Raw genomic sequence first — 12,986 nt, 5'->3', positions numbered from 1 at the left:
ATTTCGATATTTCGATTACTTACGATTGCGTTCGCAGCTTCCGCTCGCAGCAGGTTCACAGGTCGGCCGGCGAGCAGATGGTGCCGCGGATGGCGGTCGCGGCGGCAACGGCCGGCGACGCCAGATGCGTGCGCGAACCCTTGCCCTGACGGCCTTCGAAGTTGCGGTTCGAGGTGGAGATGGAACGTTCGCGGGCCACCATCTTGTCCGGGTTCATGCCCAGGCACATGGAGCAGCCGGCGTTACGCCATTCGGCGCCGAAGTCCTTGAAAATCTTGTCGAGGCCTTCCTTTTCCGCCTGCAGGCGCACGCGGGAGGATGCCGGCACCACGAGCACGCGGTGGATGTTGTCGGCCTTGTGGTGGCCCTTCATGATGGAGGCGGCCACGCGCAGGTCCTCAAGACGGCCGTTGGTGCAGGAGCCGATGAACACGGTGTCCACGGCGATGTCCTTGATGCGCATGCCCGGCTTCAGTCCCATGTAGGCGATGGCACGCTCGGCGGCGGAACGCTCAGTCTCGTCGTTGAAGGAGGCTGGATCCGGCACCACGCCGGAGATCTTCACGCCCTGGCCCGGGTTGGTGCCCCACGTGACGTACGGCTCGAGGTCTTCGGCGTTGATGGTCACTTCCTTGTCGAACACGGCATCGTCATCGGTCTTCAGCGTCTTCCAATATTCGACGGCCTTGTCCCACATCTCACCTTCCGGCGCGTGCGGACGGCCCTTCAGGTATTCGAAAGTCACCTCGTCCGGGGCGATCATGCCTGCGCGAGCGCCGGCTTCGATGGACATGTTGCAGATGGTCATGCGGGCGTCCATCGACAGCTTCTTGATGGCTTCGCCACGGTATTCGATAACGTGGCCCTGGCCGCCGCCGGTGCCGATCTTCGCGATGATGGCCAGAATAATATCCTTGGCGGTGACGCCCTTCGGCAGGTCGCCTTCGATGTTCACGGCCATGGTCTTGAACGGCTTCAGGCTCAGGGTCTGCGTGGCCATGACGTGCTCCACTTCGGAGGTGCCGATGCCGATGGCCATAGCACCGAACGCGCCGTGAGTGGAGGTGTGCGAGTCGCCGCACACGATGGTCATGCCCGGCTGGGTCAGACCCAGCACCGGAGCGAACGCGTGGACCACGCCCTGGTCAGCGTCGCCGAGCGGGCACAGACGCACGCCGAAATCCTTGCAGTTCTTTTCCAGCGTGCTCAGCTGCAGCGCCGAAGTCTCGTCCGGATTCGGACGGTCGATGTCGACGGTCGGCGTGTTGTGGTCTTCCGTGGCAATCAGCTGGTCGACGTGACGCGGCTTGCGTCCCGCCAGACGCAGACCTTCGAACGCCTGCGGGCTGGTCACTTCGTGCATGAGCATCAGGTCGATGTACAGCAGGTCGGGAGCCCCATCGCTACCCTTGCGTACCAAATGATCGGCCCAGACCTTCTCGGCCAATGTAGTTCCCATTGTGGGACCTCCTCAGATTTTTCCTCACTAATTTCCTCGCGGCTATTGCCTTGCCGCATTCTTCGTGCTATAAGCCTATGGGCTTGAAACGGGTTCGAGGTCCTTCATGCCGGTATATGAGATATGAACGAGGGACGAGCGCGGCAAACGCGGAAAAGTTACTTCCCGTCTTCTTACGGCATATGCGCAATCGTTGAAACTTCAGCATTTTCCCAGCTTCGCCAGCCGGTGGAAGCAAGGTAAATAATCTGCTTTACCCCAGTCGCGAACCACATACATTTTGCATTTCAATATGTGAGATGGCATAATTCAGCGTATGACTTCTTCTTCGAATACGAGCAACGCCATGCCCAAAACGCAGGCCATGAACGCCACGAACGAGGCAAACGGCAATTACGCAGCCACCCCGCAAAGCAACGAAATTCATTCCGGGGTCGGCGTGCTCGACAAGACAGTCAAGATTCTCGACGCTCTTGAATCCGGCCCAGCCACACTCGGACAGCTGGTTTCCGCGACCGGTCTGGCTCGTCCGACCGCGCATCGTCTTGCGATCGCGCTGGAACGTCACCGTTTCGTTTTGCGCGACCAGCACGGTCGTTTCGTGCTCGGATCGCGATTCGCGGAACTTGCGGCCGCAGCCGGCGAGGACCGCCTGTTGACCGCCGCCGCGCCGATTCTGCAGACCCTGCTCGACCGCACCGGCGAATCCGCGCAGATTTACCGCCGTCAGGGCGATCAGCGCGTCTGCATCGCAGCCGTGGAGCGCGCGTCCGGCCTGCGAGATTCCATTCCGGTTGGTGCGATGCTGTCCATGGAAGCCGGTTCCGCAGCCCAGATTCTGCTGGCTTGGGAGGATTCCGAACGTCTGCATCAGGGTCTTCGCCACGCCAAGTTCACTGCGGCCAAGCTCACCGCCGTCCGCAAGCGCGGCTGGGCCGAGTCGATCAATGAACGCGATGAGGGCGTGTGTTCGATTTCCGCGCCGATTCGCAACGCGTCCGGCCAGGTGATCGCCGCTATTTCAATTTCCGGCCCGAATGGCCGTATGGGCGCCAACCCCGGCCGCCGTTACGCGCCGCTGGTCATGGCCGCCGGCAAGTATCTGACCGACGCGCTGATCAAGGCGTCTTCCGGCCGCTGACAGGTCCGCGACCAGTCGCATACGTTAACGTAAAAAGCTGACGATGGAAAGTTCCCATCGTCAGCTTTTTTGTATTCATTCCAAAGTTGGATGCCGGAAACCAGAACAGTCACCGGCGGAACAGCGAGACCAGCTTGTTCCACGTCTTGCTCCACCACGTCGGCCTGTGGAGCAGGTCCATGCCTTCCGAATCGGGCTTCGATTCGCTGGTCATGCCGTAGGCGTAGGCCTTGCCCGCGCTGGGTTTGCCCACCAGCTCGTCGTATTCCAACAGCTGCGTGCGCGGCTCGTACGGGTGGCGGATGTCGAATTCGAACAGTCGAGCGGCACGCTTGGCCGGCACCGGGCCGTATGAGCCAAAACCGCTGGTCGGCGAGGCGACCATCATCATCTGCCGGTCACCGTCGGTTCCGACCGGCACGGAACCGACGAAGGCGTTGCGGTGGTCGTGCCCGGCGGAAATCGCAAAATATCCCGCCTTGTCAAGGATTGCGAATTCGCCGCTGTCGGCATCCGGGCAGCTGACGCCCTCCCCCAGATAGCTTCCGGGCTGCGTTTTGTCTTCGTTGAGCACGAAATGCCGCCCCGCGAAGTTGCGGTATCCTTCAATCGCGCGCGCAGCGGTGGCCGCGACCGGCTTGAGCAGGCGATAATACTGTTCGATCGGGAAATGCTGGAACACCATGCATGGCAGCGTGGACGGCGTCTTGCGCGGTTCGCGCGGCGAGTCCTGTTCATCTTGCCGGTCTTGTTGCAGCTGCTGCGATTGCGCCGCCATCAGCCCCGGCGCATCCGCCAGGAAGCGCAGCGCGGCTTCCGACGGGCTTCCGTAGCCGCCGGAACGCGCGTAATCGCCCGAATCCAGCAGGACCAAGCCCAACACGCCATACGTGCGATCGACGTCCGTCACCGACAACGCGAATGTGCCGGGCGCGCACGCGATCACGGGCTGTTCCGGCAATCCGAAGTCCTGTTCCATATCGCCGACATCATGTTTCACACCATGTTTCACGGCGATGCCCGTCGTGCCGTCGGCAGCGCGTTCCGGATTGATACACCCTGGGAATTCGCGGCAGATGCTTTCGATCTCGGCATTGTCGAGCCCGCACTGGAAGTCATGGTTGCCGAACGTCACAGCCCACGGCACGCCGCGGTCGGCAAGCGGGTGGACCAGTTGTTCGATGGTGGCTCGCACCAATTCGCGGGTGTGTTCCAATGCGGCCGCATAGCGTTCCCCGGACGCTTCGGACGATGCGGATGCCGGACGCGCGTCCCAGCGACGCTTGCGGGAGGTCAGCGCGTATGCGGAATCATATCCGGCGATCTGATTGCCGTTGAAAATAACAAGATCGGGGCGTGTGGCGTCAAGCGAGGCCTCGATGAGGCTGATGGTGTCTTTGCTGACTTTCGGCCCGTCTTGGATGTCGGCGAATTGCAATACGCGGAATTTGCCGGACTGGTGGAATTGCAGGCGGCCGAGCCGTGCGGATACGGAAAGCGGTCGACGGTCCCCCTCTTCCGCTGGTTGGATGCGCGGGCGCGTGGCTTTGGCGGCATGCTGCAATTCGGTCATACTTCTAGGGTAATGCAACATTGGGCGATTACATGTGCGATTCACGCAGGGCGTCAGCAGATTGCGCTGCCACATCGCATCCGGCAAAATCCATCAACCCACCGCCCAAAGCGGCGTGAACAGACAGGTGCGAAAAACAAAAAACCCTCGCATCTGCGAGGGCTCATTGGCTGGGATGCCTGGACTCGAACCAAGAATGGCTGAACCAGAATCAGCTGTGTTGCCAATTACACCACATCCCAATTTGGCAGGCGTGGCAACTTCGAAAAGTTGTCCGTCGTACCCCCGACCGGATTTGAACCGGTGTTGGCGCCGTGAGAGGGCGTAGTCCTAGACCGCTAGACGACGGGGGCTTGAGTTATCGCTGTGATTCTCAACTAGGCTGTGAACCGCAACGAGTGATAAATATACGCGAAACAGCACAGTCGCGCAACTTACGGCGTGTCGCGCTATTTTCCGCCATTCCGCACCAGCCTTCCGCATAAACGAAAACCCGCCGAATCACTCCGGCGGGTTTCCATCATTCAGCTAACAGTCAGCAGCTCAACGGCTCACAGGTGCTCGCGCAGGCCCTTGAGTCGAGCCATGGCAACGTCCTTGCCGACGATTTCCATGGATTCGAACAGCGGCGGGGACACGCGGCGGCCGCTCATGGCCACGCGCACCGGGCCGAAAGCCAGACGCGGCTTGTAGCCGCCGTCTTCGACCAGCGCCTTGTTCAGCGTCTCGTGCAGGGAGTCGGTCTTCCAATCACCCTCAGCAACGGCGTCCAGCGCCGCGATCGCAGCGTCGAGCACGGCCGGAGCGGAATCCTTCAGCTGCTTCTTGGCGTCGGCGTCCGGCTCGATGTAGCCTTCGGTGGACAGCAGGGAGCCGACCATGCCGGCCACTTCGCCCAGCAGGCGCACGCGCGGCTGGACCAGCGGAGCGGCGGCGGTGAGCACCTCACGCTCGCGGTCGGTCAGCGCATCCCAGGAATCGGCGGAGACCACGCCGTCGCGGTGCAGGTAAGGCACGGAACGGTTCAGGAAGTCCTGCGGTTCGAGCATGCGGATGTGCTCGGCGTTGATGGAGATGGCCTTGTCGACGTCGAAGCGGGCCGGGTTGGCCTTGACATCACGCACGTCGAACTTCTCGATCATCTCGTCCATGGAGAACACGTCGCGGTCGGGGGCGATGGACCAGCCCAGCAGCGCCAGGTAGTTCAGCAGGCCCTCACGGATGAAGCCGTTGTCACGGTGCAGGAACAGGTTGGATTCCGGATCGCGCTTGGACAGCTTCTTGTTGCCCTGGCCCATGACGTACGGCATGTGGCCGAACAGCGGCATTTCCTTGGCCACGCCCAGCTCGATCAGGTAACGGTACAGCACGATCTGACGCGGGGTGGAGCTCAGCAGATCCTCGCCGCGCAGCACCACGTTGATGCGCATCATGGCGTCGTCGACCGGGTTGGTCAGCGTGTACAGCGGGTCGCCGTTCGGACGCACGATCACGTAATCCGGCACGGAACCGGCCTTGAATTCGATGCGACCACGGATAAGGTCGTCGAAAGCGACGTCCTCGTCGGGCATGCGGATACGCAGGGCCGGCTTGCGGCCTTCCGCGCGGAACGCGGCCTTCTGCTCTTCGGTGAGGTTGCGATCGTAGCCGTCATAGCCGAAAGCCTTCGGACGGCCGGCGGCCACGTTGCGGGCCTCGATCTCCTCAGGAGTGGAGAAGGATTCGTAGGCGTAGCCGGCTTCGAGCAGCTTGGCTGCGACGTCCTTATAGATGTCGCCACGCTCGGACTGGCGGTACGGGCCGTCCGGGCCACCCACGTTGATGCCTTCATCCCAGTCGATGCCCAGCCAATTCAGGGCCTCGATGATCTGGTTGTAGCTTTCCTCGGAGTCGCGCTGGGCGTCCGTATCCTCGATACGGAACACGAACGTGCCCTTGGTGTGGCGGGCCTCAGCCCAGTTGAACAGTGCGGTGCGAACCATGCCGACGTGCGGAATGCCGGTCGGGGACGGGCAGAAACGCACACGAACGTTTTCAGGAAGTTCCGGTCTGGTATTTTCAACTTCAGTCATAGGCTCCATTGTGCCGCGCAAACCGGACGTGCCACGACCCAATCGCCGTTTTTCTTCCGCAGCGTTCCATACTGCAATATTTTTCCCTATCTTCACATCGGCAAAGGAGTAATGTATGAAGCGACTTTCTTTATTCTTTAGTCACCGTTTTGTGAAAGGGCACTCTAATGACGGACCCCAACCAATACAATCCGCAGGTGCCGCAGCCGGCAGCGCAGTATGGTCAGGCTCCTGCCCCCGACTACGGCCAGACGGCACCGCAGTACGGCACGCCGGATTACGGGCAGGCGCAGGCGCCCCAGTACGCCGCCCCGAACTACAACCAGGCACCTCAGTATGGTCAGGCTCCGCAGTACGGCCAAGCACCGCAACCGCAATACAACCAGGCTCCGCAGTACGCTCAGGCCCCTCAATATGGACAGGCCCCTCAGTACGGCCAGGCTCCAGCCGCGAATTACGGGCAGCCGGCACCGCAACCGCAGTCGGGCAATAGCTTCTTCGCATTGACCGCGCCGCTTGACATGCCCGCATATGGCTGCAACCTGGGCGAGGCGATCGTCCGTTTCTTCAAGAAGTACGCGGTGTTCAAGGGCCGCGCCTCGCGTAGCGAGTTCTGGTGGTGGTTCCTCACCTATACCGTCGTCACTTTCGTGTTGAGTCTCGTATTCCGCACGTTGAGGAACCTCACCGATTCCGGCGTGATCGCCACCGTCGGAGACTCGTTCTCCTCCATTTGGGGACTCGTCGTGCTTGTGCCGACCATCGCGCTTGGCGTACGTCGTCTGCATGACATCAACATGCGTGGCACCGTGCTGGCCATCATCTACGCGGTACAGGCGGCCGCCGGAATCTTCTTCGCCATCGGTCTGATCCTCATCATCGGCAGCAGTCTTTCGTTCAGGTCGTTGGAGGCGGGCAACAGCGTCAGCATCGGCGGCGTTGTCCTGCTGATCCTCGGCGTGCTGGCCTTCATTGCCAGCGGTGTGTTCTACTTTGTGCTGATGGCCCGCGATTCCAATCCGGAAGGCGCGCGTTTCGACGCTCCTACGGCTTCCAACGCATGGGCTCCCGCCACGGGCGAGGCTCCGGCAGACCCGTATGCGGCGCAGGCCACCTCGTACGGCAACGTCCCGCTGCCGACCAATCCGGCGGCTGCGGCACCGGCCGCGCCGTACACGGCACCAGCGACTCCGACCGATTCGTACACAGCTCCGGCACCGCAGTATGACGCCGCGCAGCAGCACGCCGCGCCGCAATACGCCGCACCTCAGCAGAATCCGCTGGCGGAGGCTCCGTCCGTACCGTCTATGCCTCCGATGCCGGCTGTTCCGACCATGCCTCCGACACCGTCCATTCCGCCGATGCCGGAAGTGCCGGCCCAGTTCCAGCATCCGCACGAGCAGCCGAATACCGACGCTCCGGCGGATTCGGACGCTCCGGCAGTACCGAATGATCCGGCGAACGGCACCGATCAGCAGCTCTGATTTCGCTCTGATCCCCGCCTTATCGCCACACAAAACGTGGCACACCATAACGAATAACGAATAATCCCGGTATCCTGTGCAATCGCAGGATACCGGGATTATTCGTTTCAGATCATTCGTTACGGGTAGTGACGTCGTTGCGGATGTAACGCGTGGGATAGGCGACAGCCACGCGCAATTCGAGCGCAAGCACAAGCGCACGCCACGCAAGTACACGCAAAGCCTTCACCGTCAGACGTCACACGACCGCCCGCAACACTTATTCCTCGGTCGGCTCCGAACCGGCCTCTTCCGACGAGTCCGAATCCTCAGACAAATTCGAGTCTGCAGACGAATCCAAATCCGCGTCGGAAGCCGCGTTATCGCCATCGCTCGTCAAATTGTATTTCTTTGCGAGCGCTTCCCTGCTTTTGCGCTCGTCCTCGTCTTTGGCGTCCTGTTCGGCCTGCTTCGGGTCCCACTCCAGGAACCTCATATGCCGCAGCCATTCCTGCCCCGCGAAGAAAGCGAGGTACTTGACGGTGGTGGAGAACGTCAGCGGGTTGAACGAGCTGTCGAACACCGACTGGGGCCGTCCGAACTGGCGGGCGGTGTCACGCAGACCAAACAGGTTGATGAGCTGTTCGGCGTTGATGAAAGTGGGCGGAATCGACAGCTGGTTGCGCATGGCGTTGACGAACAGCAGCACCGGCAGCACGCGGATGGCCTGCTCCTGCGAATCGTCGGTGCCATAGCACATGAGGTTTATCAGCGCGTCGAGAACCGTCATCGAGGCGAGGTAGCGTCTTGCGAATTCGTTGCGGTCCACCGTGGCCGACTGGCAGATGCCGACGTTTTCCGCCACGTCATCGTCGACTTCGAATCCGGAGGCGCTGCGCATAGTGCGTGAGAGGTTCTCCATGAGGTCTTGGATTTCCTTTTCGATTCGGGTCTCCACGTCGATGCCGAGTATTCTGGCGGTTTCCATGAACAGTTCGATGCCGTCGACCCCGTGGTAGGAGGCCATCACGTCATAGGCGTGGTTGGCGTCCATCAGCGTGCGGATGATTTCCGGATCGACGCCGGGAAGCACATCCATGCCTTCGTATACGGCTTCCGCAACCGACTGGTCGACTTCTTCGGAGCGTTTCAGCAGCACCTGCGTCATCATGCCGGAGAACATCACCTGCAGGTTCTCCGCATATTTGACGTCGTTTTCCAGTTCCTGGTTCGTTTGCAACGGCCACATCTTGACCAGATCGACACCGTAGTCAACTGCCATGGAGACCACGTGCGAGCCGTACATCGAGTCGACGACCTTCTGGTCGTATACAAAAGACATACTTTCTCCTTGTATATCGTGCGGCCGGCCCGAACCGCAGTCATCCCCGACCGCGATTGAGCCACCGCATGTTTTGGTTCACATTATTCGACGTCCGCCGCCGGATCGGCGTACGTAATGGACATTATTTTCCCGGTATTGCAATCGTAAGTGATGGAGGTGATAGAAGCGAGCGCGGTGTGGCGCAACAGCATGTTGTGTTCGGGGTGCCCCGTTTCCAGCATGTGCCGGTAGCTCCAAATCGGCGATTCGTGGCTGACCACCACGATCTGTTTGCCGGGATATTCCGCCACTTTCTCCAAGGCGAAGTCCTGCATGCGATGCGCGATCGACTGGTAGCTTTCGCCCCAGCTCGGCTTCCACAGGTTGCGTACCAGCTTCCAGTTGCCGTTCTTCCACAGCGCGCCTTCGCCGAAGCCGATACGCTTGCCGCGAAATTCGTTGCGCGCTTCGATGAGGCGTTCGTCCGTCTGCAGCTCCAGCGGTTCCTCGCCGCGCAGTCCACGTACCGAATTCAGCGATTCGAGGATCTCCCCCGCCGTTTCGCGCGTGCGTTCCAGCGGCGACGAGTAGACGGCGGATACGGTGTTCAGCTGCGGGCTGACCGCGATGTAATGCGCGGTGGCCTGCGCCATGCGCACGCCCACGTCGGACAGGTGGAAACCGGGCAGCCGCTCGTACAGCAGGTGCCCGGGGTTCTCCACTTTGCCGTGGCGCACGAAATGGATGGTTGTCGCCGGCATATTGGCCGCCTTTCTTGCGTTTCGGACCTGCCGGCCACGTGCTGGCTCAGCACGTTTCGCCGGTCGCCGGCCCTGTGAAAAAATTCGTCGATTCGAATATTGGTTCCTGCCCTAATGTACCGCGTGTCACGACGGTACCTGCGCATAAAGTTGCCTTGGTCAACAAAGACACACAAACAACACGCACCATCCCACCTTTCTCCCCGTGTGCGGCATGTCAAACATGTCAATCGATTGACGTGTTCGGACGGCTGGGGCAGCGAGCTGGTATCGGAAGCGGTTAACCAATAATTCAGGGGAACCACCACCATCAGTCCGCACGCGACGCAAAGCTGCGGACGTCACGAGCGAAACCGTGAGCGGAAAGGAGCGGCAAGCATGACCAACAATGTCCTCGTCGGCGTCAAAAACATCGGCCAACGTCTTTTCGGAGGGTATGCGGAGCTGCTTCGCATACCGCACACCGCACGATTCTCCGTCGGCTCGGTGATCGCCTGCATGCCGTTCCCGATGGTCGGCATGACGATCACGATTTCCGTGCAGCACTACTACGGCAATTATTCGCTTGCCGGCGCGCTGACCGCAGTGCAGGCGATCGCGCTGGCCGTGACCAGCCCGGTGCTCGGCAAGCTGGTAGACAAGTTCGGCCAACGGCAGGTGTCGATTCCGACAATCATCGTGTGGATGGTCGCCGCGATTTCGCTGGTATCCTGCATCACCGCCCGCGTACCGTCATGGATCCTGTTCTGCATCGTGCCGTTCATGGCGGCGATTCCGCCGTGGGGCGCGATGAGCCGTCAACGTTGGACCACATTGCTCAAAGGGGATGCGGAAAAAACGAACCGCGCGCTGTCCCTATCAGGCGTATTCGACGAATGCATGTGGGTGATCGGCAATCCGCTGGCATCCACCTTGGCCGTAATTTCAGGTCTGCTGGCGTTCTCATTCACCGGCATATGCGTGGTGGTCGGCGCGTTGATGTTCCTGACGGAGCTAACCACCGAACCGAAGTCGCAGACGCAGCTGGCACGCGAGGCCGGTATGACGCGTAAGGAGTACCGTGAGCGCGAAACGGCCCGTTCCAAGGCTTTGCAGACCGAAGCGGCAGTAGAATACGCGCGCGACAAGGCTCGTGCGGAAGGCAAGACGGCCGCTGAGGTGAAGGCCGCGATGCAGAAGGCCGCCACGGATATTGCGGCAGGCAGCAAGGAATCGATTTGGGGTCCGGGCCTGATTGCGGTGTGCGTGACGTGGTTCGGTTTGGGCGCGTTCCAGTCGGCCGCAGGCATTTCGATCGTCGCGTTCGCCACAGAGGCGCATATGAAGCAGTTCACCGGTTTCGTATTCGCCTGCTTCTCGTTCAGCTCTCTGATCGGCGCGCTCGTGTATGGTGCGAAAAATTGGACGATTCCACTGTGGAAGCGTTTCTACTTCTGTCTTGCGGTGGTGAATCTTGGAATCGGTTCGTTCATGTTCGCCAAGCATTTATGGGTGATCATGATCATCTACCTGTGCATCGGCGTCTGCCAGGCTCCGACGTGGGTGAACGGCAACCAGCTGATGCTGCACCTGGTTCCGCCCACACGTTTCACGGAGGGTATGGCTTGGATGGGCGCAATGAATTCGATCGGCGGTTCGGTCGGTTCCGCGATCGCCGGACAGTTCATCGACCGCATGGGCTCGCGGGGCGGTTTCATTGTGGTGACGGCGTTGGCGTTGACGTCGCTGGCGATCGCCATGCTTGGATTCAAGCAGATCAAAGAATCCACCGAACAGCCGACGCTTACCAACGTGAGTGCGTGAACCGTATAACCGAGCCGGCAATCCCAGGAAACGTACGCCAACCGCAGAAAGGCGCGTCCGAATCGCAATAAAAATCCGATTCGGACGCGCCTTTTCGTATGCCGTATACGAAACGCCGCCAGCTACTTCGGCCAGCCCTTCGGCGTATGTTCCAGCGACCACACGCCCAGCTTGTGCGAGAAACTGTTCTCCCACTTGGCCTCCAGCTCCTCCGGGCTCAGGCGGTTTTCCTTCTTCTTCAGACGGTTCGTGGCGTTGGTATGCGTATCGTCCAACAACCACTTGCGTGTCACGAAGTTCCACACCATCACCACGGCGGTGGCGATAAGCTTGCCCACGTTGGTACGGATCAGATATTCGGCGCTTTGAGAGACATACGCATCATGGTTCATGCCGTACGTGGAAATCCAGATGATGGCGTCGTTCATAAACAGGCCGATCACCGCGCCGACCACGAAGATGACGATCTCCATCCAGCGAGCCATGTCCTCACGGTGCTTGAACACCATCTTCATGCTGGCGACATAGTTGAAGATCAACGAGATGATAAACGAGATGGTGGCGGCGAGCACGTTGTGCATGTGGAAGGCGCCGACGAGAATGTTTAGAATACCCCAGTCGATGATGAAGGCGATCACACCCACAATGCCGAATTTCATAAGCTGTTCAATCAGTTTTCTCACACGGGATATTTAACACTCGCGCGCAGACCACCTAAACTTGGGTAACGAAGAACAATATATTTCAACGATTGCAAGGAGCAGCAATGCCAGTCATCCACACGCACGTTTCCGTATCCACCACCCCTGGGCAGCGCGAGGCGCTGAAGACGGCCTACGGCAAGGCGATTTCTGCCGTTCCCGGCAAGTCTGAAGGCTGGCTGATGTGCCCGTTCGAAGACAATATGCCGATTTATTTCGGCGGTGACGATTCCAAGCCGGCCGCATACGTGGAAGTGAATGTGTTCGGCCGTTCCGTGCCGGGTTCCGCCTGGGAGAAGCTGACGGAGCAGATCATGGCCGCGCTGGGCAAGGAACTGGGCATTCCGGCCGACCGCACTTACATCCGCTACACCGCCACGACCGACTGGGGTTGGAACGGCGGCAACTTCTGATCTCGGCTTCTTAACGAAGTTCCACCGTTCCTTCGAGGTTTGCCCATATTGCAAACCTCTCACCTCACCTACGGGAAGCACGTCTAGGAAGCTCGCCTGACTACGGCAGGGAAATCGCAATATCAGCACCCCCGACCGCTCACAAAAGCGAGAAACGGGCCTTTTCTACGGGACGTGAGCGAAAAGGGGTATGAAAACCAGCAAAATCGTCAGTAATCATACCCCCTTTTGCTCATAAGAGAGAAAAATCGCCCCATTCCGCAACTCGTGAGCAAA

Annotated in this window: 10 protein-coding genes and 2 tRNA genes; 4 read left to right on the top strand and 8 right to left on the bottom strand. The window is 60.2% G+C overall.

The window, feature by feature from the left end; all coding sequences use genetic code 11:
* Nucleotides 1-55 precede the first annotated feature (55 nt).
* The gene (leuC, locus tag BAD_RS00950) at nucleotides 56-1,459 is read right to left on the bottom strand and encodes a 3-isopropylmalate dehydratase large subunit (protein WP_003807585.1); all 1,404 of its coding nucleotides are present in this window, start codon (nucleotides 1,457-1,459) and stop codon (nucleotides 56-58) included.
* Between the two features lie 364 nt (nucleotides 1,460-1,823).
* Between leuC and BAD_RS00945 the strand changes: the two genes are divergently transcribed.
* Nucleotides 1,824-2,600, top strand: coding sequence for an IclR family transcriptional regulator (locus BAD_RS00945; protein WP_223895346.1), 777 nt, complete (start codon nucleotides 1,824-1,826; stop codon nucleotides 2,598-2,600).
* A gap of 109 nt (nucleotides 2,601-2,709) precedes the next feature.
* Here the strand turns inward: BAD_RS00945 and BAD_RS00940 are convergent, their stop codons facing one another.
* The 4 genes from BAD_RS00940 to gltX all read right to left on the bottom strand — a co-directional run bounded on the left by BAD_RS00940 (nucleotide 2,710) and on the right by gltX (nucleotide 6,245).
* A complete protein-coding gene (locus tag BAD_RS00940; protein WP_011742712.1) occupies nucleotides 2,710-4,173 on the bottom strand; it encodes a metallophosphoesterase in 1,464 nt (487 codons plus the stop codon).
* A gap of 167 nt (nucleotides 4,174-4,340) precedes the next feature.
* Nucleotides 4,341-4,415 (bottom strand) — tRNA-Gln (locus BAD_RS00935).
* A gap of 38 nt (nucleotides 4,416-4,453) precedes the next feature.
* Nucleotides 4,454-4,526 (bottom strand) — tRNA-Glu (locus tag BAD_RS00930).
* 198 nt (nucleotides 4,527-4,724) lie between these two features.
* On the bottom strand, nucleotides 4,725-6,245 hold the full coding sequence (gene gltX, locus BAD_RS00925) for a glutamate--tRNA ligase (protein ID WP_011742711.1): 1,521 nt from the start codon (nucleotides 6,243-6,245) through the stop codon (nucleotides 4,725-4,727).
* 167 nt (nucleotides 6,246-6,412) lie between these two features.
* Here gltX and BAD_RS00920 point away from each other — a divergent pair, with 167 nt between their 5' ends.
* On the top strand, nucleotides 6,413-7,729 hold the full coding sequence (locus BAD_RS00920; protein ID WP_011742710.1) for a DUF805 domain-containing protein: 1,317 nt from the start codon (nucleotides 6,413-6,415) through the stop codon (nucleotides 7,727-7,729).
* A 259-nt stretch (nucleotides 7,730-7,988) separates the two neighbouring features.
* Here BAD_RS00920 and BAD_RS00915 read toward each other — a convergent pair whose 3' ends face one another.
* Both BAD_RS00915 and BAD_RS00910 read right to left on the bottom strand, forming a co-directional pair.
* A complete protein-coding gene (locus tag BAD_RS00915; RefSeq protein ID WP_011742709.1) occupies nucleotides 7,989-9,050 on the bottom strand; it encodes a hypothetical protein in 1,062 nt (353 codons plus the stop codon).
* An 83-nt stretch (nucleotides 9,051-9,133) separates the two neighbouring features.
* Nucleotides 9,134-9,793, bottom strand: a complete 660-nt coding sequence (locus BAD_RS00910; RefSeq protein ID WP_003807570.1) for a histidine phosphatase family protein — start codon at nucleotides 9,791-9,793, stop codon at nucleotides 9,134-9,136.
* Nucleotides 9,794-10,171: 378 nt separating this feature from the next.
* Between BAD_RS00910 and BAD_RS00905 the strand changes: the two genes are divergently transcribed.
* Nucleotides 10,172-11,596, top strand: a complete 1,425-nt coding sequence (locus BAD_RS00905; protein WP_011742708.1) for an MFS transporter — start codon at nucleotides 10,172-10,174, stop codon at nucleotides 11,594-11,596.
* 122 nt (nucleotides 11,597-11,718) lie between these two features.
* Here BAD_RS00905 and BAD_RS00900 read toward each other — a convergent pair whose 3' ends face one another.
* Nucleotides 11,719-12,255 carry a GtrA family protein gene (locus BAD_RS00900; protein ID WP_041777220.1) on the bottom strand — a complete coding sequence of 179 codons (537 nt, stop codon included), beginning with the start codon at nucleotides 12,253-12,255 and terminating at the stop codon, nucleotides 11,719-11,721.
* Between the two features lie 107 nt (nucleotides 12,256-12,362).
* Here BAD_RS00900 and BAD_RS00895 point away from each other — a divergent pair, with 107 nt between their 5' ends.
* A complete protein-coding gene (locus BAD_RS00895) occupies nucleotides 12,363-12,710 on the top strand; it encodes a phenylpyruvate tautomerase MIF-related protein (protein ID WP_011742706.1) in 348 nt (115 codons plus the stop codon).
* Nucleotides 12,711-12,986: the final 276 nt, after the last annotated feature.

This window comes from Bifidobacterium adolescentis ATCC 15703, from assembly GCF_000010425.1.
GTDB lineage: Bacteria > Actinomycetota > Actinomycetes > Actinomycetales > Bifidobacteriaceae > Bifidobacterium > Bifidobacterium adolescentis.
This window is presented reverse-complemented; position numbering and strand designations above follow the sequence as displayed.